Origin of the sequence: Arthrobacter castelli DSM 16402 (assembly GCF_000430705.1) — a bacterium.
Taxonomy (GTDB): domain Bacteria; phylum Actinomycetota; class Actinomycetes; order Actinomycetales; family Micrococcaceae; genus Arthrobacter_C; species Arthrobacter_C castelli.
In genome coordinates this window covers 170,450-192,017 of sequence record NZ_AUMN01000002.1, presented here as the reverse complement: position 1 = coordinate 192,017, position 21,568 = coordinate 170,450, and the positions used below count along the sequence as shown (strand labels likewise).

At 63.5% G+C, this 21,568-nt stretch carries 23 protein-coding genes; 10 read left to right on the top strand and 13 right to left on the bottom strand.

Annotated elements, in window-relative coordinates:
* Positions 1 to 56: 56 nt before the first annotated feature.
* On the top strand, positions 57 to 1,313 hold the full coding sequence (locus H535_RS0103435) for an alanine racemase (RefSeq protein WP_026818436.1): 1,257 nt from the start codon (positions 57 to 59) through the stop codon (positions 1,311 to 1,313).
* Positions 1,314 to 1,337: 24 nt separating this feature from the next.
* On the opposite strand, the gene H535_RS0103430 is transcribed toward H535_RS0103435, so the two are convergent.
* Positions 1,338 to 1,868, bottom strand: coding sequence for a hypothetical protein (locus H535_RS0103430; protein ID WP_026818435.1), 531 nt, complete (start codon positions 1,866 to 1,868; stop codon positions 1,338 to 1,340).
* Complete coding sequence (locus H535_RS0103425; protein ID WP_245580143.1) at positions 1,865 to 2,437, bottom strand: SatD family protein; 573 nt, start codon at positions 2,435 to 2,437, stop codon at positions 1,865 to 1,867. Before H535_RS0103425 ends, H535_RS0103430 begins: the two co-directional genes overlap by 4 nt.
* 170 nt (positions 2,438 to 2,607) lie before the next feature.
* Here H535_RS0103425 and H535_RS0103420 point away from each other — a divergent pair, with 170 nt between their 5' ends.
* On the top strand, positions 2,608 to 2,985 hold the full coding sequence (locus H535_RS0103420) for a DUF3054 domain-containing protein (RefSeq protein WP_035768208.1): 378 nt from the start codon (positions 2,608 to 2,610) through the stop codon (positions 2,983 to 2,985).
* Positions 2,986 to 3,049: 64 nt separating this feature from the next.
* Positions 3,050 to 3,331, top strand: a complete 282-nt coding sequence (locus H535_RS0103415) for an Lrp/AsnC family transcriptional regulator (RefSeq protein WP_026818432.1) — start codon at positions 3,050 to 3,052, stop codon at positions 3,329 to 3,331.
* A gap of 29 nt (positions 3,332 to 3,360) precedes the next feature.
* On the opposite strand, the gene trpD is transcribed toward H535_RS0103415, so the two are convergent.
* Positions 3,361 to 4,419 (bottom strand): anthranilate phosphoribosyltransferase, encoded by a 1,059-nt coding sequence (gene trpD, locus H535_RS0103410; RefSeq protein WP_026818431.1) that lies wholly within the window; start codon positions 4,417 to 4,419, stop codon positions 3,361 to 3,363.
* A gap of 161 nt (positions 4,420 to 4,580) precedes the next feature.
* On the opposite strand from trpD, the gene ctaE reads away from it, so the two are divergent.
* The 4 genes from ctaE (at position 4,581) to qcrB (ending at position 8,863) form a co-directional block, all read left to right on the top strand.
* Complete coding sequence (gene ctaE, locus H535_RS0103405) at positions 4,581 to 5,219, top strand: aa3-type cytochrome oxidase subunit III (RefSeq protein WP_026818430.1); 639 nt, start codon at positions 4,581 to 4,583, stop codon at positions 5,217 to 5,219.
* Between the two features lie 87 nt (positions 5,220 to 5,306).
* Complete coding sequence (gene qcrC / locus H535_RS0103400) at positions 5,307 to 6,098, top strand: cytochrome bc1 complex diheme cytochrome c subunit (protein WP_026818429.1); 792 nt, start codon at positions 5,307 to 5,309, stop codon at positions 6,096 to 6,098.
* Positions 6,099 to 6,185: 87 nt separating this feature from the next.
* Positions 6,186 to 7,211, top strand: a complete 1,026-nt coding sequence (gene qcrA, locus H535_RS0103395) for a cytochrome bc1 complex Rieske iron-sulfur subunit (RefSeq protein WP_026818428.1) — start codon at positions 6,186 to 6,188, stop codon at positions 7,209 to 7,211.
* Entirely contained in the window at positions 7,208 to 8,863 is a 1,656-nt protein-coding gene (gene qcrB / locus H535_RS0103390) for a cytochrome bc1 complex cytochrome b subunit (RefSeq protein WP_026818427.1), read from the top strand. Before qcrA ends, qcrB begins: the two co-directional genes overlap by 4 nt.
* An 83-nt stretch (positions 8,864 to 8,946) precedes the next feature.
* Here the strand turns inward: qcrB and H535_RS0103385 are convergent, their stop codons facing one another.
* Entirely contained in the window at positions 8,947 to 9,783 is an 837-nt protein-coding gene (locus H535_RS0103385; protein ID WP_425387254.1) for a GntR family transcriptional regulator, read from the bottom strand.
* A 128-nt stretch (positions 9,784 to 9,911) separates the two neighbouring features.
* Between H535_RS0103385 and H535_RS27570 the strand changes: the two genes are divergently transcribed.
* Positions 9,912 to 10,214: an HPr family phosphocarrier protein gene (locus tag H535_RS27570; RefSeq protein ID WP_026818425.1), complete on the top strand. Its 303-nt coding sequence runs from the start codon at positions 9,912 to 9,914 to the stop codon at positions 10,212 to 10,214.
* 41 nt (positions 10,215 to 10,255) lie between these two features.
* Here H535_RS27570 and H535_RS0103375 read toward each other — a convergent pair whose 3' ends face one another.
* The 5 genes from H535_RS0103375 to H535_RS0103355 form a co-directional block, all read right to left on the bottom strand.
* Positions 10,256 to 10,657 (bottom strand): cytochrome c oxidase subunit 4, encoded by a 402-nt coding sequence (locus H535_RS0103375; protein ID WP_026818424.1) that lies wholly within the window; start codon positions 10,655 to 10,657, stop codon positions 10,256 to 10,258.
* Complete coding sequence (gene ctaD / locus H535_RS0103370) at positions 10,654 to 12,384, bottom strand: aa3-type cytochrome oxidase subunit I (RefSeq protein WP_026818423.1); 1,731 nt, start codon at positions 12,382 to 12,384, stop codon at positions 10,654 to 10,656. Before ctaD ends, H535_RS0103375 begins: the two co-directional genes overlap by 4 nt.
* Positions 12,385 to 12,393: 9 nt before the next feature.
* A complete protein-coding gene (ctaC, locus tag H535_RS0103365; RefSeq protein ID WP_026818422.1) occupies positions 12,394 to 13,239 on the bottom strand; it encodes an aa3-type cytochrome oxidase subunit II in 846 nt (281 codons plus the stop codon).
* A gap of 177 nt (positions 13,240 to 13,416) precedes the next feature.
* Positions 13,417 to 13,791, bottom strand: a complete 375-nt coding sequence (locus tag H535_RS0103360; RefSeq protein WP_026818421.1) for a HesB/IscA family protein — start codon at positions 13,789 to 13,791, stop codon at positions 13,417 to 13,419.
* Positions 13,792 to 13,924: 133 nt separating this feature from the next.
* Positions 13,925 to 15,340 carry a dipeptidase gene (locus H535_RS0103355; protein WP_051298517.1) on the bottom strand — a complete coding sequence of 472 codons (1,416 nt, stop codon included), beginning with the start codon at positions 15,338 to 15,340 and terminating at the stop codon, positions 13,925 to 13,927.
* 123 nt (positions 15,341 to 15,463) lie between these two features.
* Between H535_RS0103355 and H535_RS0103350 the strand changes: the two genes are divergently transcribed.
* The gene (locus H535_RS0103350; protein WP_081416418.1) at positions 15,464 to 16,024 is read left to right on the top strand and encodes a DUF3043 domain-containing protein; all 561 of its coding nucleotides are present in this window, start codon (positions 15,464 to 15,466) and stop codon (positions 16,022 to 16,024) included.
* Here H535_RS0103350 and H535_RS0103345 read toward each other — a convergent pair.
* The gene (locus H535_RS0103345; RefSeq protein WP_026818418.1) at positions 16,014 to 17,090 is read right to left on the bottom strand and encodes a quinone-dependent dihydroorotate dehydrogenase; all 1,077 of its coding nucleotides are present in this window, start codon (positions 17,088 to 17,090) and stop codon (positions 16,014 to 16,016) included. The genes H535_RS0103350 and H535_RS0103345 overlap by 11 nt on opposite strands.
* Positions 17,091 to 17,157: 67 nt before the next feature.
* On the opposite strand from H535_RS0103345, the gene H535_RS23250 reads away from it, so the two are divergent.
* The gene (locus H535_RS23250) at positions 17,158 to 18,177 is read left to right on the top strand and encodes an alpha/beta hydrolase (protein ID WP_035768205.1); all 1,020 of its coding nucleotides are present in this window, start codon (positions 17,158 to 17,160) and stop codon (positions 18,175 to 18,177) included.
* Here H535_RS23250 and H535_RS23245 read toward each other — a convergent pair.
* The 3 genes from H535_RS23245 to leuA are packed head-to-tail and all read right to left on the bottom strand — an operon-like array spanning position 18,153 to position 21,484.
* The gene (locus H535_RS23245; protein ID WP_035768203.1) at positions 18,153 to 18,980 is read right to left on the bottom strand and encodes an isoprenyl transferase; all 828 of its coding nucleotides are present in this window, start codon (positions 18,978 to 18,980) and stop codon (positions 18,153 to 18,155) included. The genes H535_RS23250 and H535_RS23245 overlap by 25 nt on opposite strands.
* Complete coding sequence (gene recO / locus H535_RS0103330; protein WP_026818417.1) at positions 18,977 to 19,729, bottom strand: DNA repair protein RecO; 753 nt, start codon at positions 19,727 to 19,729, stop codon at positions 18,977 to 18,979. Before recO ends, H535_RS23245 begins: the two co-directional genes overlap by 4 nt.
* Positions 19,730 to 19,741: 12 nt before the next feature.
* A complete protein-coding gene (gene leuA, locus H535_RS0103325) occupies positions 19,742 to 21,484 on the bottom strand; it encodes a 2-isopropylmalate synthase (protein ID WP_026818416.1) in 1,743 nt (580 codons plus the stop codon).
* Positions 21,485 to 21,568: the final 84 nt, after the last annotated feature.

The window sequence follows — 21,568 nt, the reverse complement described above, 5'->3', positions numbered from 1 at the left end:
CGGCCACGTGACGGTAGACTCGCCACAAGACTCCCAGCCGAGACGGAGACGGTGCGATGATCACAACGTTCGACGACGAGCGGATTGGCTTCCGCTACAAGGGGCTCCCTGCTGATGCCGCGGATCTGACCTGGGCCGAATTCGCTGCACAGCAACGTCCCCTCCTCAGCGGAGGTTTCAGCTGGCCGGCGATGACCTTGCGGCGGTCCGCCGTCGAGCATAATGCCGACCTGATGTCCCGGTATGCACGTTCCCATGATGTGCAGATCGCCCCGCATCTCAAGACGTCGATGTCCCCCGCGCTGGCAGGCATGGCCGAAGCGGCAGGAATTTGGGGCGTCACCATTGCCAACCCGTTTCAGGCGCGGGTGTTCATGGCCGCCGGAGCTGACAGTATATTCCTGGCCAACGAAGTGCTGGAACCAGCGTTTATCCGCGACATCTCGGCCTGGCAGGCCGGCGCGGACCGGCGCTTCATTTGCTATGTGGATTCGCTGCGGGGCGTGAAAATTCTCGACCGGAATGCCACAGAAGGTCTCGACGTCGTCATCGAGATCGGGCACTCCGGGGGGCGGGCCGGGGTGCGCTCCCTGGAAGAGGCGGCCAATGTGGCCAGGGCGGTCAGGCAGTCGAAGCACCTGAAGCTGCGGGGTGTTGGCGGCTATGAGGGCTCCGTTTCACATGGCCGGACTCAAGAAGACGTGGCGGCCGTGAAGCAGTACCTGGAAGGCATGGCCGAAGCGCTGCGGATCGTCGCCGGTGATTGCAGGGCGGACGCTCCGGCCATCGCCAGCGCCGGCGGCAGCCTGTATTTCGACTGCGTGTCCGAGGTGCTCGGTCCCGATAATTTCCCCGGTCTGGAGGTTTCGACCATCATCCGGTCGGGCGCGTACTTGACCCACGATTCGGATTTCTACGCCCGCCGCTCCCCCTTGGACAGCGGGCGCAATGAGTCCGTGGGCCAACTGCTTCCCAGTATTGAAGTGTGGGCGCAGATTCTCTCCCGCCCCGAGCCCGGCTTGATCATTGCAGGGGCCGGTCGCAGGGACGTGAACTCGGACTCAGGCCTGCCGCTTCCCAGAAGCGCTGTGCCGTTTGAAGGATCCGAACGACGGGACGTTTCCAATTGGAATGTGTTTGAGCTGAACGACCAGCATGCCTTCATCCAAGTGCCCGACGACGACCCGGCCCAGCCGGGCGACCTGGTGACCTTGGCGATCTCCCATCCCTGCACCCTGCATCAGCGATGGTCCGCTCCCCTGCTCGTCGACGATGACGACCGGGTGGTGGGAATCGCCCGTTCCTATTTTTAGGGGCCCTCCGCCCCTTCGGGCTTGTCAGGCGATGCTCATCCAGCCCACGCCGGTTACGGCGGCCGCCCACAATACGCTGGCGAAGGTGCCGAGAATAAAGCGCTCCGCCACACCGGCGGAACTGCCCAGTTCGGAGTAGCGGCCTAATCCCTTGACGGCCAGCACGACAGCCATGCCTTCCGGCCACCCGGCCAGCAGCGTGCCACTGATGGCCACGCGCTCCAGGAATCCAATCCAGGCCCCGCCGCGCAGCACCGGAGCTTCACTGACATCCTGGTGATTGTCGGGATGCTCGCGGTTGTAGGAAATCTGCAGAATGGCCACAGTGACCGGCCCGCCGCCCAGTCCGGCCGCCAAGACTGCCACGCAATAGGCAGCCGCTCCCGCCGTGGTGCTGCCGAGGACACCCGCCAGTGCGGACAGTCCAAGCAGGACGAGCAGCACGACCGGCAGAATGCGCGTCCGCACCGTTCCGGCTTCGTCATATTTCCGGAAGTACAGCGGTGCCGCGGCGATGGCCAGCACGGCCAGTAGAACCACACTGGCAATAGTCATTCCGCTGCCTCCTCCAGGCGCCGCACGGCCAGCTGGCGGACGCGCTGGTCCTCCTGCCACAGCCCGGCCCGCAGCCGGGCAGATACGGCCTGCTGGGTGATCCCCAAGCGGGAGGCGATCTCCTGCTGGGTGGCGCCCCCGGCCAGCAAGCTACCCGCCTCCACAGCCGCTGCTGAGCGTTTCAGCGACAAGGCCCCGAGTAGTTGCAGGACGGCGTCGACGTCGCCGCACGCCGGATGTTCACCACGGACACAGATGTGTCCGCCCGCGTGCTTGGCATCCTCCACCGCGGTCCGGGCATATTCAAGGGCCGGTCCGGCCGCTGCCCGGGTGCTGGCAGGCAGCGGCATCTTCACCTCCCCCACCCCGATCCCCACACTCCAGTGGTCGGTCTGTGCCAACTCCAACGCCAGTTGGACGACGGCGGAAGGATCATCCAGCAGCCCCTGCGTCTCGTCCCCTGCCGTGCGTTCGAAGTGCCGGACGACAGGAACGGAGCCGTGCAGCCGCTGCAGCAGCGGCTCCACCAGATCGTCGCTGGTGCGGGATGCTCGTTGGTCTATTGTCATTGCGTACATGATTTACAATCCCTAGCGTTTGTATCTATTGCTACAAGCGTATGAGTTTGTATCTTGGTTTACAACCCCTCCGGGTGGTACAGGATGTTCCAACTTCTTCGGTGTGCAGGGGACTCCGGCCTGACCAGCGTATCCGGTGCACCACCTATAGGCTGGTGGACATGCCCGTCATAGTTGCCGCCGTCGCCGATGTCATTGTCATCCTGCTCTTTGCGTCAATCGGCCGGGATACTCATGAACACGGAGTCTCGGTGGCAGGTGTGCTCGCCACTGCATGGCCATTTCTCACGGCGGCGGCAGCGGGGTGGCTGCTCAGTCGCGCGTGGCGCTCCCCTTTGACCATCTGGCCAACCGGCGTCGTCGTGTGGGTGGTGGCCGTGGCCGGTGGCCTGGTGCTCCGCGGGCTCACTGGAGGGGGCCTCGCCTTCGCCTTTCAACTGGTTACCGCCGGATTCCTGGGTGTGGTGCTGCTCGGCCACCGCTTGATAGGTACTCTGGTGTCGAAGCGTATTTCCCGTCAACGCCCCGGCCGATCATGAGTGATGAGCGCATGGCGGCGGCCGTTGAATGCGCAGCGAGACGTTCACTGAAGGAAAGGCCACCATGGTTACCGCTATCGTCCTGATCAAGACCGACGCGTCAAGGATTCCCGAATCGGCCGAGGAAATTTCCGGGCTGGACGGCATCAGCGAAGTCTATTCGGTCACCGGAGAGTGGGACCTTATTGCCATTGCACGGGTGCGCGAGCACGAGGAACTGGCCGACGTGATCGCCGACCGGCTCTCCAAGGTCTCCGGAGTTGTGGCAACCACCACCCACATCTCTTTCCGCTCATACTCGCAGCACGATTTGGACGCCGCTTTTTCGCTGGGGTTGGAAGGCTGAGTCATACTTGAGTCCAGGTCGGGCTGCTTCTACGCGGTGGCTTCTACCCAGCGCTGCAGCGCACCTGCCGCGGCGCCGTCGGCGATCGCCTGGCGTGCCCTCCAGGCCGCAGCTTTCATCCTTTCGTCAAGCGTGCCGGAAGCTGACTCGTCGAAGGCCACCAATCCAGCTGCCGCATTGAGCACGACGGCGTCGTGCACGGGCCCCGGTTCCCCGGCCAGCACCCGACGTGCCACTTCGGCGTTGTGGCCGGCGTCGCCCCCGCGCAGGTCGTCGACAGTTGCGCGTTTGATACCGAGGATCGCCGGATCGAAGATCTGCTCAGTGACCGAGCCGTCGCGGACTTCCCACACCCTGGAGCGGCCGGTGGTCGTCATCTCGTCCAAGCCGTCGTCGCCACGGAAGACCAGCGCACGGCAGCCGCGTGTTGCAAAGACCCCGGCCATCAGCGGGGCCATGACCGGATCCGCAACGCCGACGGCTGAGGCGGTCACATGGGCCGGGTTGATCAGTGGGCCGAGGAAGTTGAACGCCGTGGCCACGCCCAGTTGAGATCGGGCCGCTGCGGCGAAACGCATCGAGGGGTGGAACATCTGGGCAAAGCAGAAGGTGATGTTGGCCGCATTCACCGCCTGGGCCACACCCTCGATGGGCAGATCCAGCCGGACTCCCAGCGCCTCTAAAACATCGGCGGAGCCCGACGAGGATGAAGCCGCCCGGTTGCCATGTTTAACGACCCTGGCGCCGGCACCGGCACACACCAAGGCCGACATGGTGGAAATGTTGACGGTATTCAGCCGGTCACCGCCGGTGCCGACGATATCCAGTGAGGGGCCGGCAATTTCGATAGGCCGGGCGTTGTCCAGCATGGCTTCGACGAGGCCGGTGAGTTCGGCGACCGTCTCCCCTTTGGCCCTCAGCGCTGTCAGGAACGAAGCAATCTGCACATCCGAGGCAGCGCCTTCCATAATGGTGTTCATGGCCCAGCGGCTGTCTTCGGCGCTGAGATCCCGTCCTGAGATCAAGGCCGTCAGCAACCGGGGCCACGTCGGAGTTGTCTGGGGCTGGGGCGATGCTGAAGTGCTCACCCTTAGATGCTAGCTATGTATGAGGTTGAGCACCGAATACGGTCGAATATGGCGTTGTGTGATGAATGTACCGCTGGAATTTCGCGCCTTTGTAGAAAAAGTTCCCTTCAATCCTTGTGTCGGGTTGGGCTGGAGCAGCTTTTACGGCCATAATGGCTTATGTGACGACAGCAACCCATGCCCCCAGCTCCCCGGCGAACCCCACGCTGAACCGCCCGAACATGGTTTCCGTTGGAACCGTTGTATGGCTGTCCAGCGAGCTCATGTTCTTCGCCGGACTGTTCGCCATGTACTTCACGCTGCGCTCGACCGCACCTGAGATGTGGGCGACGGAATCGGCACACCTTAACGTTCCGTATGCGCTGGCTAATACCCTCATCCTGGTGTCCAGCTCATTCACCTGCCAGTTCGGTGTGTTTGCCGCTGAACGGCTGCAGCCCCGCCGCACCGGCGGGGTGTTCAATATTGCCCGATGGGGCATGGTCGAGTGGTTCCTGCTCACATTCCTTCTGGGTGCGATCTTCGTGTCTGTGCAGGCCTACGAGTACGCGCATCTGGTCTCCGACGGCGTATCGCTGTCCTCCAACTCGTACGGATCGGCCTTCTACATCACCACCGGTTTCCACGGTCTGCACGTGATTGGTGGCCTGATCGCTTTCCTGCTGATTATTGGCCGGGCCTATGCCGCTAAGAAGTTTGGCCACTTCGAAGCGACTTCCGCCATCGTCACCTCGTATTACTGGCACTTCGTCGATGTTGTCTGGGTGGCTCTGTTCATCATCATCTACTTCCTGAAGTAGTCCTTACTTGACTCTTTTTCTACAAGAGGCAGAATTTGAAAGAGCGCCGAGGCGCACGAAGCTCCGAGAGACCAAAGGAACCACCACGTGAAGGCATTATCGCAACGGCGACGTCACCCATTGGCAGCGATTGCGCTGCTGCTGATGGGGCTCCTGCTCACTGGTGGTCTCTACGCGGTTGCCAGCGGGGCCAATGAAGCCAAAGCCCAGTCGTCGCCCTACACCGCCGAAGACGTCGAGGAAGGCAAGAAACTCTTCGTCGCCAATTGCGCCACCTGCCACGGCATGAGCGGGCAGGGCACTGAAACCGGCCCATCGCTGGTCGGCGTGGGAGCCGCCGCCGTGCATTTCCAGGTGGGCACCGGACGCATGCCGTTGCAGATGCAGGGCCCGCAGGCAAAGGAGAAGCCTCCGCAGTTCAACGAAGAAGAGACCCGGCAGATGGCCGCTTACGTGGCCTCCCTCGGTCCCGGCCCCGCTATTCCCGGTGAAAAGGCGCTTGACACGTCCGATGCCGACCCCGGCAACGGCGGGCAGCTGTTCCGGGTCAACTGCGCAATGTGCCACAACGCTGCCGGCGCCGGCGGCGCACTGACGCGCGGCAAGTTCGCGCCGCAGCTGGCCGGTGTGGAAGATGTCCATGTTTATGAGGCCATGATCACCGGGCCGCAGAATATGCCGGTATTCAACGACGCGACGATCAGCCCGCAAGGAAAGCAGGACATCATTGCCTTCCTGAACACCATTGAGTCCACCCCATCGCCGGGTGGAGCCGATCTGGGATCCCTCGGACCGGTTTCCGAGGGGCTGTTCGTGTGGACGGCCGGCCTGGGGGTCATCATCGCGTTCACCATCTGGCTGACATCCCGCTCCTCGTAGCCATGACCGACCAATCAATCACCGCCGGTGCGACAGACGAAAGTTCACACTCAGCTATGAATAGTTCACTGCAGAATGAGGGGGATCATGGCCAAGCGAAATAGCGGCAATCCCAATACTCCGGAGCGGGTCACCGGCGATGCCCCCTCGCAGCTGGAGCGCCACCAGGATCCGGGTCTGCCGCCCCACCGTCCCCGCCTCGCGGACAAGGACCCGAAGGCTGCGAACCGTGCCGAGAAGCAGGTGTCGATCCTCTTCATCGTGTCGATCATCGGCACCCTGGTGTTCTTCATTGGATACTTCGGCGTTGATATCAGCAACGACGTGGAGGCCCTGAGGCTGCAGAACATGCTGCTGGGGCTGGGGACGGCCTTCGCCATGCTCGGCATCGGCACCGGCATTGTCCACTGGGCCAAGACGCTGATGCCTGACCACGAGGTCGTGGAGTCCAGGAAGCCCATCACCAAAGAAGCTGACCGCGCCGACGCCGAAAGGATCGTCGGTGACATTCTGGACGAGTCCGGCATTAAGCGCCGCCCGCTGATCCGCAACACCTTGCTCGGTGCGATGGTCCTCGCTCCCCTGCCAGCGATTGCGATCTTCCGTGACCTCGGCCCGCTGCCCGGTGACAAACTGTCCCACACGATGTGGGACGAAGGAGTCCGGCTCACCCTCGATCCTTCGGGCACACCGATTCGCGCCGCCGATGTGACAATCGGCTCCGCGGTGCACGTGATCCCTGAAGGCCTCAAGGAGGCCGAACACAAGCTCGAGGAGAAGGCCAAGGCCGTCGTGCTGTTGATGCGTCTCAACCCTGAGGACCTTGACCCGTCGGAGGGGCGCGAAGACTGGGGCTATGAGGGCATCGTCGCGTATTCGAAGATCTGCACCCACGTCGGATGCCCGGTCGCGCTCTATGAGCAGCAGACACACCACTTGCTGTGCCCCTGCCACCAGTCGACATTCGACCTGACCCAGGAGTGCAAGGTGATTTTCGGCCCGGCTGTGCGTCCATTGCCGCAGTTGCCCATCACCGTGAATTCCGAAGGTTACCTGGTCGCCCAGAGCGACTTCCACGAACCCGTCGGACCTAGTTATTGGGAGCGCGGATGAGCACCTCAACAGCACAGTATGAGCCAAAGACCAGGGTCGGACGGATCACGAATTTCGTAGACCAGCGTGTTGGCGGCTCCGGAATGGTCAAGGAATTCGGCCGCAAGGTCTTCCCTGACCATTGGTCGTTCATGTTCGGCGAGGTGGCGCTGTATTCATTCGTCATCCTGCTGCTCACCGGCACGTTCCTGACCTTCTTCTTCGACCCCTCCATGGCCGAGACCCATTACGACGGCAGCTACGTGCCGCTGAAGGGCGTGGAGATGTCGGTGGCGTACGCGTCGGCCCTGGATATCTCCTTCGACATCCGCGGCGGCTTGTTCATGCGTCAGATGCACCACTGGGCGGCACTGCTCTTCGTGGCTGCCGTGTCGGTGCACATGCTTCGGGTGTTCTTCACCGGTGCCTTCCGCAAACCGCGCGAACTGAACTGGGTCGTCGGCAGCGTCCTGCTGATCCTCGGCCTGGCCGAAGGGTTCACCGGCTACTCGCTGCCGGACGATCTGCTCTCCGGTAACGGGCTGCGGATTATCGACGGCGTCATCAAGGCTATTCCGGTGGTCGGAAGCTACATCTCGTTCTTCCTGTTCGGGGGCGAGTTCCCGGGCACCGTCATCATTCCACGGCTGTATGTACTGCATATCCTGCTGATCCCCGCCATCATCCTGCTGATGATCGCCATTCACCTGTTCATGGTGGTGGTGCACAAGCACACGCAGTTCCCCGGCCCCGGACGCACCAATAACAATGTGGTGGGTTTCCCGGTCGGCCCGGTGTATGCGGCCAAGGCCGGCGGCTTCTTCTTCATCGTCTTCGGTGTGCTGGCGCTGATGGCCGGGTTCTTCACGATTAACCCGATCTGGAACTATGGTCCCTACGACCCATCACCGATTTCCGCCGGTACTCAGCCTGACTGGTATATCGGATGGGTCGATGGTGCGTTGCGGCTGATGCCCGGTGTCGGTGAGTTCGTGATCTTCGGGTTTACCCTGAGCTTGAACGTATTGATACCAGCATTGGGGCCCGCCCTGCTGCTGTTCACCTTGATGTTCACCTGGCCCTGGCTTGAAGCCTGGGTGACCAAGGACAAGCGGGAGCACCACTTGCTCGACCGTCCGCGGAATGCGCCGACCCGTACTGCGATCGGCGTTGCGGGTGTGGTCTTCTACTGTGTGATGTGGGCGGCCGCAAGTTCCGACTTGATTGCGACGCACTTCAGCCTGTCTTTGAATGACGTGACCTACTGGCTGCGTGCGCTGTTCTTCCTGGGCCCAATCATCGGCTTCCTGGTGGCCAAGCGCATTGCACTGGCGCTGCAGCGCAAGGACCGCGAGATCGCCCTGCACGGGCGGGAGACGGGCCGTATTGTGCGGCTGCCCCACGGCGAGTTCATCGAAGTGCACGAGCCGCTGGATGAGTACCACCAGTACAAGCTGGTCAACTACGAGTCCCCCGAGGTGGTGCCGCCCCAGCCGAACGCCGAGGGCAAGATCACTACGGCCGAGAAGGCCCGCGGGGTGCTGTCCAGGATCTTCTTTGAGGACAGGGTGGCGCCGCCCACGCCTGCCGAAGTCGAAGCAGCCCACTCCCATGGCGGTCATGGCGAGGTCGAGGCAGAGCATGAAGATCAGGAGTCGCTGCCCCGGCAGTAGCACGACAGCCAGCAGCATTCAGCGGTATGCAAGGGGGGATCCAGCCAAGGCCGGGTCCGCCCTTTGCGGTGGTACGCCAGTGGTCAGCCGGTGCGCCGGTGTGCAGAATAGGCCCGTGGCGACCGGACACCCGGGCGCTGCAGTGGCACCCAGAGTTTATACCGATCCGCGCGGTAGTACGACACCGAATAGTCGACCATGGCGCGGGACACATAGGCGTGGCGGGAGATGCGCAGCAGCGGTGCACCCATCTCGACATTGAGCAGCCGTGCGATCGACGGCGACGCTGCCGTTGCTTCGATCATGTCCTCGCCCCATTCCATCACCAGCCCGAACCGTTCGCTGAGGACGTTGTACAAGGACGTCGGCGGAGGATCGTCGAGAATGCCGGGCACCCTCCAGGCGGGGATGAAGTTCTCGTCAACGCTCATGGGCTCGCCATCGGCGAGTAGTTGCCGCCGAAACCTGACAACCGGCTGCCCCTCATTGATGTGGAGCTCGCGGGCCAGCAACGCACTGGCGTTGATCTGCTCGAAACTCAACACGTGTGCGGCGGGCACCATGCCACGGCGCTGCATTTCCTCGCTGTACGAGGTGAGCTTTACCTGCAGATCCATTTTGCGATGGGCGACGAACGTGCCGAGGCCGACGATACGTTCGAGGACCTGCTCGTTGACCAAGGCGTCGACCGCCTGCCGTACGGTCATTCGTGCCAGCCCGAAGTGTTCGCTCAATTCCCGCTCCGACGGGATGGACTGTCCCGGTTCGCACTCCCGCTCCGCGAAGGCCCGGAGGATGTCGCGCAACTGTGCGTAGATCGCGGTCCCACCGGTACGGTCGATAGTGCCGGTGATGGAGGCGGCCGCGGCAGGCGGGATGTCGGTTTCCCGGTCCCTGGAAGTGCGTGCCAGGCCGGTCACCTCCTTCGTGCTGCGTAGCCGGCTGCCGGCTCCAGTTTACAGTGGCGCGGCCGGTCGAATGCCAGGTCCGGCCCGGACCTGCTATTTTCGGTGGGGAGTTAACATCACGTCAGTCGAGGGGGAACAGCATGCCGGTCCGGACCACGATGGTGACTGCTGAGGTGGGGTTGCATGCGCGCGCAGCGGCCGTGTTTGTGCGGGCAGTCATCGATAGCGGCCAACCAGTGACGATAGCCAAACCCGGGCACCCGGCGGTTGACGCACGTTCCTTGTTGGCAGTGATGAGCCAGGACTACGAATGCGGCTGCGCCGTCGAACTGGCTACACCGGATGAGGGCGACACCGCCGCGGCCGCTGAAGCGTTGGACTCATTGGTGCGGCTGCTCAGTTCACAAAGCGGAAAACTGAAAGACCCGGCCGGCCAGGAATGACTCCTGGCGGCCGGGTCCTTGTGTACCTGGTCCGATACGGGTCAGTGCGCGTGTGAGCCGCGGCTGTATTCGTACACCCAGCCGATGAGGGCGATAACGGTAAAGCCGGAGCCGATGTAGACGATCCACCAGCCGACGGCCAGTCCCAGGAACCCCATAGCAGCGCCCATACCCAGTGCCAGCGGCCACCAGCTCCACGGGCTGAAGTGGCCTTGTTCGCCGGCACCCTCGTGGATTTCGCCATCCATCCGGTCTTCGGGCCGGGCACCGACGCGGCGGCCGGTGAACCCCAGGTAGAAGCCAATCATCGCGCACAGGCCGGTGATGAGCAGCAGGCCCACAATACCGACCCATTCCGCCCATCCGGTCATGAACCCGTACACGATGGATGCGGGAAGGAAGAAAAAGATTCCCAGACCGAAGATGTACGTCTCTACCTTCATTTGGTTGCCTCTCCCCTGTCGGTGGATCCCGTCCCGGCCGCAACCGGTGGCGATGATGCGTCGTCGTATGTGGACAACTCCGGATGGTGGAGGTCAAGCGCGGGACGCTCGGAGCGGATCCGTGGCAGCGAGGTGAAGTTGTGCCGCGGCGGTGGGCAGGACGTTGCCCACTCCAGCGATCCACCGAAGCCCCATGGGTCGTCGACGGCGACCTTGTTCTTGCTGCGCCACGTGATGTAGACGTTCCAGAAGAATGGGATCAGCGAGGCTCCGAGGACGAAGGAGGAAATGGTGGAGAACTGGTTCATCCAGGTGAAGTTGTCCTCCGGCAGGTAGTCCGCGTAGCGGCGCGGCATGCCGATTACACCCAGCCAGTGCTGGATCAGGAAGGTGCCGTGGAAGCCCAGGAACAGCAGCCAGAAGTGGATCTTGCCCAGCCGTTCGTTGAGCATCTTGCCGGTCCATTTGGGCCACCAGAAGTAGAAGCCGGCGAACATCGCGAAGACCACGGTGCCGAAGACCACGTAGTGGAAGTGCGCGACCACGAAGTAGGTGTCCGAGACGTGGAAGTCCAGCGGCGGCGAGGCGAGGATGACGCCGGTGAGGCCGCCAAAGAGGAACGTGACCAGGAAGCCGAGGCTCCACAGCATCGGAGTTTCGAAGGTCAGCGACCCTCGCCACATGGTGCCGATCCAGTTGAAGAACTTCACCCCTGTCGGCACGGCGATCAGCATGGTCATGAAGGCGAAGAACGGCAGCAGCACGGCGCCGGTGACATACATGTGGTGTGCCCACACCGTCACCGACAGGGCGGCGATGGCGATGGTCGCGTAGACCAGGCCCTTGTAGCCGAAGATCGGCTTGCGGCTGAAGACCGGGAAGATCTCCGAGACGATGCCGAAGAACGGCAGCGCGATGATGTAGACCTCGGGATGGCCGAAGAACCAGAACAGGTGTTGCCACAGGATCGCGCCGCCATTCTCGGGGTCGAAGATATGCGCGCCGAACCTGCGGTCCGCACCCAGCCCGAACAGGGCAGCGGCCAGCGGCGGGAACGCCATCAGCACCAGCAGCGAGGTCAGCAGCGCGTTCCAGGTGAAGATCGGCATCCGCCACATCGTCATTCCCGGTGCGCGCATGCAAATGATGGTGGTGATGAAGTTGACCGCGCCGAGGATCGTGCCGAAACCGGCCAACGCCAACCCGAACACCCATAAGTCCCCACCGAGCCCGGGCGAGAACGTCGTATTGGACAGCGGCGCGTAGGCAAACCATCCGAACGAGGCGGCTCCCTGCGGGGTGAGGAACCCGGAGAGGGTGATGATGCCGCCGAAGAGGAAGAACCAGTAGGCCAGGGCGTTCAGCCGGGGGAACGCGACGTCGGGCGCGCCGATCTGCAGCGGCATGACCACATTGGTGAAACCGGCAAACAACGGGGTGGCGAACAGCAGCAGCATCACGGTGCCGTGCATGGTGAACAGCTGGTTGTACTGCTCCTTGGTCTGCAGGATCTGCATCCCCGGCTCGAAAAGCTCGGCCCGGATCACCAGCGCCATCACGCCGCCGAGGCAGAAGAACAGGAAGGAGGTGATCAGGTAGAGGTAGCCAATTGTCTTATGGTCGGTGGTGGTCAGCCAATTGACCACCAGCCGGCCCTTCGACCGCGGCACCACACGCGGAGCGGCCGTGGCTTCCGAATCGCTGGCGGAGTATTCGTAGGTAGACACCGGCTCCCCTTATTCCTTCTCTTGCGGGTAAGAATCGCGGTCGTACTCGTCGCCGAGATAGCCGCTTTCAAGCGTGGACAGATGCTGTTCGAACTCGGCCTGGTCCACGACCTTGACCCGGAACAGCATCTCGGAGTGGTATTCACCGCAGAGTTCGGCGCACTTGCCGTCGAACGTACCCTCGCGGGTGGGCGTGACGGTGACGTAGTTCGTCTTGCCCGGGAACATGTCGCGCTTCTGCAGGAACGCGGGTACCCAGAAGGAGTGGATGACATCCCGGGAGTTCAGTCGCAGCTCAACTGTCTGGTCCACCGGCAAGTACAAGGTCGGAAGGGTTTCTGCAGCGCCCTCTTCGCCATCCAGATGGGCCTGCATTCCGGCGTCGTACTTGTTGGCCTTGACGTAGTTGAAGTCCCAGGACCACTGCTTGCCGCGGACATCAATGATGACGTCGGGATTGTCGGCGCGGTCGGTGATCTGGCGCTGCTCAGTATCGGTGAAGTAGAAGAAGACCATGACCATGAAGATCGGGATCGTAACGTACAGGATCTCCAGCGGCAGGTTATAGGTGATCTGCCGGGGGAACCCGGTCTCGTTGCGGCGCCGCCGGTAGGCGACGATGCACCAAATGATCAGCCCCCATGTGAGTACACCGATGGCCAGCGCCGCGATCCATGAATTCACCCACAACTGGATGATTTCGTCGCTGTCGGTTGTCGTACCAGGCGTGCTGGGCAACCACCCATATTTCGCGGCTTCCGAACACCCGGTCAATCCCAACGCGCCAATCAGCGCCAGCCCCGTGATTTTGACGGATCTGGCGCGCCGGCTGCCGGTCTGGTTCTGCGAACTCACTACGCGGCCCTTCCTCTTGTCCAGTGCGATATTGAACCCTGCGCGCGGCCGTTCGGCGCAGGGAACATCATCAAGTTCTACTACTCACTGTAGAGCTTACCGTTAGTCCGGGATTTCCGCTGGCACGTTATTACGTGCGTCGCCGGCCCCCGCATGGCGGCTCTGCAGCGGCAGTTCCTAGTGGAAGGAATCACCACAGGCGCAGGAGCCGCCGGCATTCGGGTTGTCGATGGTGAAGCCCTGCTTCGAGATGGTGTCTTCGAAATCGATCTTGGCACCTGTCAGGTACGGCACGCTCATTTTGTCGACCACCACGTCAACACCCGAGTAGTCGCGCATGTGGTCGCCGTCAAGAACGCGCTCGTCAAAGTAGAGCTGGTAGATCAGTCCGGAGCAGCCGCCGGGCTGGACGGCTACACGCAACCGCAGGTCGGTGCGTCCTTCCTGCTCGAGGAGGCTGCGGACCTTGCCGGCAGCGACGTCGGACAATTCGACTTCGTGCTGCGGCAGTTCCGGTGCGGCGGTTGCGGTTTCGCTGGAAGTGGCAGTCATTTATATCTCTCCTTGCAGATTGACGTGGGATGTCCGTCGCGTTGGCGCATTCCACGTGCAGGCACGCATCCAGTCTACGTCCGGTGGCCCGATCACGGTAACTGCTGATGTGGCGGCAGTGTCCGGCGCGGGTTCATAGGCCGGTGCTGTTGATCCGGACCAGCAGCAATGCCTCGGCAAGCATGGCCTTGCGGAATTCGCCCAGATGAAGGGACTCGTTGGCGCTGTGCGCCCGTGAGTCGGGGTCTTCGACGCCGGTGACCAGGATTTGGGCGCGGGGATAGATATCCATCAGGTCGGCGATGAAGGGGATCGAGCCGCCGATACCACTTTCCACGGGATTCACCGACCAGGCTTGTTCGAGGGCCCACAGCGCATGCCGGGCGGCGGGTTCGGCCGTGTCGGTGGCGAAGGCCGCCCCGGTCTCCCCGGGCGTGAAAGTCACCCGGGCTCCGAAGGGCGCATGCCGTTGAACGTGGCTCCGCACCGCTTCCATAGCCTCGGCCGGGTCGCTGCCCGGCGCCAGGCGCAGGCTGAACTTGGCGCGTGCACGCGGCAGCAACGTGTTCGACGACGTCGCCACGGAAGGCACGTCCATGCCAATAATCGACAGGGCCGGCTGAGTCCACAACCGCGAGGCCAGCGGGCCGGTCCCGGCCAGCCGCACCCCGTCGAGCACCGAGGCGTCCGTGCGGTAATCGGATTCGGGGTAGTCCACTGCGGTGTCCTCGCTGCGGGCGAGTCCCTCGACAGCTACTGATCCATTCTCATCGTGGAGCGTGGCGATCAGCCGCGACAGCAATGTCGGAGCGTCCAGCACAGGACCGCCGAACATACCGGAGTGGACGGCGTGATCGAGCACCTGGACCTCGATGGTGCCGTCGACAAGCCCCCGCAGGCTGGTGGTCAGGGCCGGAACACCGACTTTCCAGTTGCTCGAGTCGGCGACCACGATCACGTCGGCGGCCAGTAGATCGCGGTGAGTCTGCAGGAACTGTCGGAATGTCGGGGACCCGGCTTCCTCCTCCCCCTCGATAAACAGTGTGACGCCGACCCCGAAGTCGTCTCCCAGAACGTCGTCGAGGGCTTCCAACGCCCCGATGTGAGCCATGATGCCTGCCTTGTCATCGGCCGCTCCACGGCCAAACAATCTCTCACCGGCGTGGGTCGCGGTGAACGGTTCGCTGGCCCACTCGGCGGCGTCTCCGGGAGGCTGCACGTCATGATGGGCGTAGAGCAGCACCGTGGGTTTACCCGGGGCCGCAGCACGCCGGGCGACGACGGCGGGCCCGCCGGAGACGCCGTCCTGGTCGACGCGCAGGATCTGCACATCTGTCAGGCCCGCTGCACGGGCCGTTTCGGCCACGGCTTCGGCGCTGCGGGTCAGCTCCGCCGGGTCAAAGGCATCCCATGCAATGCCGGGGATCGCGACAAGTGCTTTGAGTTGTTCGACGGCGGCGTCGAAACGGGTATCGATGCCCTCACGGAGGGCTGCGACGTCGACCCCGTCGGCATCGCCGCTGGTCCGGTTGCTCAATTCGTCATTCATAGCGGTCACCATACCGTCGTCCGGTTCGGAAGGCAGCCCGGGCCGCCGAACGCCGGACGGCAGCGGGCAAGGTAGTCTGGAAGGGTGTTTGGAAGAAAGAATGAAGCCCATACTGTCCCAGCGATGGCGGAAAACGGGGCGTCGTCGGATCCCGACCCGCACACCGGGCCGCAGAGCAAGGGCGCGCCAACACCCAAGCGAAAGACGCAGGAAGCGGCCCGGAAGCGGCCACTGGTGCCCAACGACCGCAAAGAAGCCAAGGCACGGAACCGGGACGCCCAGCAGCGCGAGCGGGCGAGGATGCGCCAGGCGCTCGACACCGGCGAAGAGAAGTATCTGCCGCTGCGCGACAAAGGTCCGCAACGGCGGTTTGTCCGCGATTACGTCGATGCCAGATATAACACCGGCGAGTTCCTGATTATCGCCGCGTTCGTCTTCGTGCTGATTACGTTCATCCCGATTCCCGGGCTGACGTTCTGGATCCTGATTGCCTTTTGGGCGATGTTTGCCGTCGTCTTTGTCGATTGCTTCCTGCTGTACCGCAGGGTGAAGCGGATGTTGCTGGAGAAATTCGGCGAGGTCCAGTCCGGCAGCCCGTGGTACGCCGTGACCAGGTCCGCGCAGTTCCGCCGGCTGCGGCTGCCCAAACCGCTGGTTAAGCGCGGCGAGTACCCTACCGTTTGACAGGTCCGGCCGCGGCGAGGCCTCGATTGATCCGGGCGGCCCAGAACGGGCCCTCGTAGAGGAACGCGGTGTAGCCCTGCACCAGGTCCGCTCCGGCGGCAAGCCGTCGGGCGACGTCGTCGTCGGTTTCGACTCCCCCGACCGAGACCAGCGTCAAACCCTGACCGGAGCTGTGCCTCAGCCGGCGCAGCACCTGCACCGAACGGTCCTTCAACGGGGCGCCGGATAGTCCTCCCACGCCGTAGGACATGACTTCCTCGGTGTCGGTCAGCAAGTCCTCCCGGCCGATGGTGGTATTGGTCGCGATGATGCCGTCCAGGCCGATCCCGGTGGCCAGGTGCGCCACGTCATCGATATCGCTGTCATTCAGATCGGGCGCAATTTTCACCAGCAGCGGGACGTGGCGGCCGGCGGCCTGGTCAGCCGTCTCCCTGACCTGTTCGAGCAGCGGACGGAGCGACTGTGCATCTTGCAGCAGCCGCAGACCCGGCGTGTTCGGCGAACTGACGTTGACCACCAGGTAGTCAGCGTGGGGCGCCAGCGCTTTCGCGCTGATCAGGTAGTCCTGCACCGCATCGTGCAGATCAACCTTCTTCGTCTTGCCGATATTGACGCCGATCAGCGGCCTGCCGGCTCCGTATCGTTGCTGCAGCCGGCGGCGTGCCCGGGCCAGTCGGGGTGCCACGGCCGCCGCGCCGTCGTTGTTGAAGCCCATCCGGTTGATGACTGCACGGTCTTTGACCAGGCGGAACAGCCGGGGCCGTGGATTGCCCGGCTGGGACTGGCCGGTGATAGTGCCCACCTCGACGCAGCCGAACCCCAGATCGGCCAACGCTTCGATGCCATGGCCGCCCTTGTCGAAACCGGCCGCCAGACCGAACGGAGAGGGGAATGCCAGACCCATTGCCTCAGTCTGCAGTTCCGGCGCCGGGCGGCTGATCCGCCGGAGCGCGTTTCCCGCCCCGAGACGGTGGGCCGCACGAATCAGGGTGAATCCGACCTGGTGGGCCCGCTCCGGTTCCATGCCGGAGAAAAAAAGACGAAAGAAGGCGGGGTAAAAGCGCATGGCTTAAGTGTTGCCGCCTCGCGGGTCCGGGGCAAACCCGCCGTCTGAGCACGGCTATGATGGCGGGATGGCGACGGGGAGCAGGACCGGACTTCAGTGGGAGCCTGATGTCCTCGGGGAAGGTTTCGAGAAGCTCGACCTCCCCTTGGGCCACGACGAGGAAGGGCCAGTGCATGCCACGTTGGTGCGCTTCCGGCCATCGACAGTGGGAGCCGGATCGGCGGGCCAGACCCCGGCTAACGTCGTGCTCTACATCCACGGTTGGAATGACTACTTCCTGCATACGGAGCTGGCGCGGTTCTGGGCGGAACTGGGCGTGGCCTGTTACGCCGTTGACCTGCGGAAACACGGCCGCAGCCTGCGCAAACACCATACGCCCGGGTACATCACCTCGCTCGATGATTACGATGCGGACCTGGACGCCGCCATCACAGCGTTGACGGCGGATCAAAGCCGGAGGAATGCCGCCGGCCCCCGGATCCACCTGATGGGTCATTCGACCGGCGGCTTGGTGTCTGCATTGTGGGCAGACCGGCATCCGGGACGGATCCACAGCCTGATCCTGAACAGCCCGTGGCTGGAACAGCATGGCAGTTCGCTGGTGCGCAATGCCGCTGCCTCGCTGGTGGAGCCATTGGCCAGAATGCGTCCTCAGGCCCGGCTGAAATTGCCCGAATTCGGTTCCTATTGGAGAAGCCTGAGTAACCAGGCTGATGGCGAGTGGGAGTTGATTCAGGATTGGCGCTGGGAATTCGGGTTCCCGGTCAGGGCCGGATGGGTCCGCGCGGTGATAGCGGGCCAGGCCAGGGTGGCCCTGGGGCTGAACATCGATGTCCCGGTGCTGGTGATGCTCTCGGACCGCTCGCTGGCAACTCCTGTATGGACCGAAGAGGCAAAGCGCTCCGACATCGTGCTGGACGTCAAACAAGTGGCCCGCCGTGCCCATGGACTGGGTCCCAGGGTGACTATCAACCGGGTCGAAGGGGCCATGCATGATGTGCTGCTCTCCGCCGGGCCGGTCCGCGCCGGCGCCTACGCCGATTTGCGGCAATGGGCGCGCGCCTACGTGCTGGCGGATTGGCCCTGAGCCGGTTCGGCCCTGCCCTTCTTTTTCGCCGCATCGACGGCGCCGCCATACCTGCGGTCGCGTCGGGCGAATATTTCGACCGCTTCCCACAGGGTGCGCCGGTCCACATCGGGCCACAGCGTGTCCATGAAGACCAATTCGGCGTAGGCGGCCTGCCACAGCATGAAATTGGAGGTCCGTTGCTCTCCGGAGGTGCGCAGGAACATATCGACGTCGGGCAGGTCCGGCTCATCCAGATATTTGGCGATGGTCTTCTCCGAGATACCTCCCGGGCGGATCCGGCCGGCCGCTGCATCGGCCGCCAGATGCGCGACGGCGTCGGCGATCTCGGCGCGTCCGCCGTAATTGACGCACATGTTCAGGTGGCACCGGTCATTGTCCCGGGTGCGCTCTTCGGCCGTTTCCAATTCACGGATCACCGAGCGCCACAATTTGGGGCGGCGGCCGGACCAGCGGACCCGCACTCCCCACTCGTCCAATTGGTCCCGTTGCCGCCTCAGGACGTCGCGGCTGAAGCCCATCAGGAAGCGCACTTCGTCCGGCGACCGTTTCCAGTTTTCGGTGGAGAACGCATACACGCTGACGTATTTGACCCCGATTTCGATGGCGCCGGCCATCACGTCCAGCAGGGCCGCCTCGCCTGCGCGGTGTCCCTCGATCCGGGGCAGCCCCTGGCGGTTGGCCCATCGACCGTTGCCATCCATCACGATCGCGACATGGCGGGGGACTAAGGATGCCGGAATGTCAGGCGGGACCGCGCCGGAAGGATGCGGCCACGGATCGATAGGCGGAGTCCGGCTCACACCCGCTCCACGAGTTTCATTGAACGGACCGCCCGTTCCAGATGCCATTGCAAGTACGCTGCCACCAACGTTGATGCCTCCTTGCGCTGTTGTTCCTCGGCTTTCACCGCCTGCGTCCAGTCTCCTTCCAGCAAGGCGGCCAGCAGCACGACGGTGCCTGGAGCCGGTGCTGCCGATCCGGGTGGCCGGCAATCATGGCAGGCGACACCGCCCAATGCCGGCGAGAACGCCGAATGTGGTCCGGGCGCGGAACACCTGGCGCATTCGGTGAAGCTGGGCGCCCAGCCGGCGGTGGCGAGGGCACGCAACAGGTAGGAGTCCAGAATCATTTCCGGCGGATACTCCCCCCGGCTGAGGGCGGCGAGGCCGCCGATCAGCAGCTGGTACTGCGCAGTTGCCGACTCGCTGTCGACGTCGGTCAGCCGCTCGGCGGTCTCGGTCATGGCGGCGCCGACGGTGTACCTGGAATAGTCGGCCGCGATGTCCCGCCCGTACCATCCCAGCGACACCGCCTGGGTGACGATGTCGAGGGTGCGCCCGGCCACCAGCTGCAGGTCCGCCACCATGAACGGTTCGAGCCGGGCGCCGAACTTGCTGCTGGTCCGCCGGACGCCTTTGGCCACGGCACGGATCTGCCCGTGTTTGGCGGTGAGCAGGATGATGATGCGGTCCGCCTCGCCCAGTTTATGCGTGCGCAGCACCACACCCTGGTCCCTGTAGGTGCGGGAGGCGAATGACTTGGACGGCACGGTCCTATTGTCTCACTTGGACTCGTCCAGGATGGCCCGGTTGACCGCGGAGATCACGGCTTTCAGCGAAGCGATGGTGGTGTTGGCGTCCAGGCCCACGCCCCAGAGCACCCGCTCCCCTACGGCACACTCGACATACGCGGCGGCCCTGGAACTGCCCCCGCTGGTCATGGCGTGTTCCGAATAGTCAAGCACGCGCACGTCCACCCCATCGCGGCTGAGGATCTGCAGCAGGGCGTCGATCGGACCGGTGGCGATGGCGGTGCGGCGTTCCGGCACCCCGTCAATGGTCATCGAAGCCGACATCGAGGTGGCGCTGTCTCCGGTGGTCTCCGTTGTCACTGACCCGAGCGTGTAGTGGCCCCAGTGCTGGCCATCCTTGGACTCGCCGGGCAGGTATTCGTCCACGAAGGCATCCCACAGTTCGTCCCCGCTGATCTCGCCGCCGGCGGTGTCGGTGCGCCGCTGCACGACGCCGGAAAACTCAATCTGGGCGCGCCGCGGCAGGTCGAGGCCGTGCTCGGACTTGAGCAGGTAGGCGACCCCGCCCTTGCCGGACTGGGAATTGACCCGGATGACTGCCTCGTAGCTGCGGCCGAGGTCCTTGGGATCGATGGGCAGGTACGGCACTGCCCACGGAATCTCGTTGACGGTCTTGCCGGCCGCGGCTGCATCGGCCTCCATGGTGTCGAAGCCCTTCTTGATCGCATCCTGGTGCGAGCCCGAGAAAGCCGTAAAGACCAGGTCGCCGCCGTACGGAGACCGCTCCGGCACCGGCAGCTGGTTGCTGTATTCAACGGTGCGGCGGACCTCGTCGATGGAGGAGAAATCGATCTGCGGATCGATGCCCTGGCCGAAGAGGTTCAGGCCTAGGGTGACCAGGTCGACGTTGCCGGTCCGCTCGCCATTGCCGAACAGGCAGCCTTCAATCCGGTCGGCACCGGCCATGTATCCCAGCTCCGCCGCGGCGATAGCGGTGCCGCGGTCGTTGTGGGGGTGCAGGGAGAGAATCACGTTCTCGCGGTTGGTCAGATTCCGATGCATCCACTCGATGGAATCGGCGTACACGTTCGGTGTTGCCATCTCCACCGTCGCGGGCAGGTTAATGATCACCTGACGGTCCTCGGAAATCTCCAGCACATCGGTGACGGCATTGGAAATCCGGGCCGCGAACTCCAGTTCCGTGCCGGTGTATGACTCCGGCGAGTACTCATACGTGATGTGAGTGTGCTTGAGCTGCTCTTCGTATTTACGGCACAGCCGGGCCCCGGTGGTCGCGATATCGACGATTCCGTCCTGGTCCTGGCCGAACACCACCCGCCGCTGCACGATGGATGTGGAGTTATACAAGTGGACAATTGCACGGTCGGCGCCTTCGAGCGACTCAAAGGTGCGTTCGATGAGGTGTTCGCGCGCCTGCGTCAGCACCTGGATAGTGACGTCGTCGGGGATCCGGTCGCTCTCGATCAACTGGCGGACGAAATCGAAGTCCGCCTGTGAAGCGGATGGAAATCCAACTTCGATTTCCTTGTACCCCATCTTGACCAGCAGATTGAACATCTTCAATTTGCGGTCGGGACTCATCGGATCGATCAGCGCCTGGTTGCCGTCCCGCAGGTCCACGGCGCACCAGCGCGGCGCCTGCTGGATGACTTTGTCGGGCCAGGTCCGGTCCGGCAGTTCCACGGTGATCTGGTCCTGGAACGGAACGTATTTTTGGGTTGGCATTCCGGAGGGCTTTTGTGCATTACGCAATGTGTTGGCCTTTTCTTCTTCGGGTGTCAAAAGGGTTGGCCGGCAACACGAAACTCCGCAGCGAGGGATCGGCCTGTCACTTCG

What these genes read in the sequence shown, in the direction of transcription:
- H535_RS0103435 (WP_026818436.1), top strand. Translation starts at nt 57, where the DNA reads ATGATCACAACGTTCGACGACGAGCGGATTGGCTTCCGCTACAAGGGG.
- H535_RS0103430 (WP_026818435.1), bottom strand. Translation starts at nt 1,868, where the DNA reads ATGACTATTGCCAGTGTGGTTCTACTGGCCGTGCTGGCCATCGCCGCG.
- H535_RS0103425 (WP_245580143.1), bottom strand. Translation starts at nt 2,437, where the DNA reads ATGACAATAGACCAACGAGCATCCCGCACCAGCGACGATCTGGTGGAG.
- H535_RS0103420 (WP_035768208.1), top strand. Translation starts at nt 2,608, where the DNA reads ATGCCCGTCATAGTTGCCGCCGTCGCCGATGTCATTGTCATCCTGCTC.
- H535_RS0103415 (WP_026818432.1), top strand. Translation starts at nt 3,050, where the DNA reads ATGGTTACCGCTATCGTCCTGATCAAGACCGACGCGTCAAGGATTCCC.
- qcrA (WP_026818428.1), top strand. Translation starts at nt 6,186, where the DNA reads ATGGCCAAGCGAAATAGCGGCAATCCCAATACTCCGGAGCGGGTCACC.
- qcrB (WP_026818427.1), top strand. Translation starts at nt 7,208, where the DNA reads ATGAGCACCTCAACAGCACAGTATGAGCCAAAGACCAGGGTCGGACGG.
- H535_RS27570 (WP_026818425.1), top strand. Translation starts at nt 9,912, where the DNA reads ATGCCGGTCCGGACCACGATGGTGACTGCTGAGGTGGGGTTGCATGCG.
- H535_RS0103375 (WP_026818424.1), bottom strand. Translation starts at nt 10,657, where the DNA reads ATGAAGGTAGAGACGTACATCTTCGGTCTGGGAATCTTTTTCTTCCTT.
- H535_RS0103360 (WP_026818421.1), bottom strand. Translation starts at nt 13,791, where the DNA reads ATGACTGCCACTTCCAGCGAAACCGCAACCGCCGCACCGGAACTGCCG.
- H535_RS0103355 (WP_051298517.1), bottom strand. Translation starts at nt 15,340, where the DNA reads ATGAATGACGAATTGAGCAACCGGACCAGCGGCGATGCCGACGGGGTC.
- H535_RS0103350 (WP_081416418.1), top strand. Translation starts at nt 15,464, where the DNA reads ATGGCGGAAAACGGGGCGTCGTCGGATCCCGACCCGCACACCGGGCCG.
- H535_RS0103345 (WP_026818418.1), bottom strand. Translation starts at nt 17,090, where the DNA reads ATGCGCTTTTACCCCGCCTTCTTTCGTCTTTTTTTCTCCGGCATGGAA.
- H535_RS23250 (WP_035768205.1), top strand. Translation starts at nt 17,158, where the DNA reads ATGGCGACGGGGAGCAGGACCGGACTTCAGTGGGAGCCTGATGTCCTC.